Genomic DNA, 259 nt, shown 5'->3' on the forward strand with positions numbered 1-259 from the left:
GAGCTGTTGTTGTCCGGCACCAGCAAACCATTGATCAAGCTGCCGCCTCCCGGTGTGGTGGCGAACCGTGCGTCCACCGTGTACGGAGTGTCGCAGGCTTTGCGCAGGCTCAAGTTGAACGTGGCGGTACTGGCCACTTCGCCGATCTGTGCCTTGCGCGACGGTGTGGGGAAGTTGACCACGCTGGGGGTGATGGTCAGTTCGGGCGCGCAGGGCACGAAGCGGATGTCGTTGACCCCGGTGACGATGTAGTTGAGGT

Annotated in this window: 1 protein-coding gene; it reads right to left on the reverse strand. The window is 62.5% G+C overall.

From position 1 onward, the window contains the following. On the reverse strand, window positions 1-259 hold a 259-nt coding region (locus FJ988_RS30595; protein ID WP_210242798.1), incomplete at both ends, for a hypothetical protein.

This window comes from Mesorhizobium sp. CU3, from assembly GCF_006442965.1.
Taxonomy (GTDB): domain Bacteria; phylum Pseudomonadota; class Alphaproteobacteria; order Rhizobiales; family Rhizobiaceae; genus Mesorhizobium.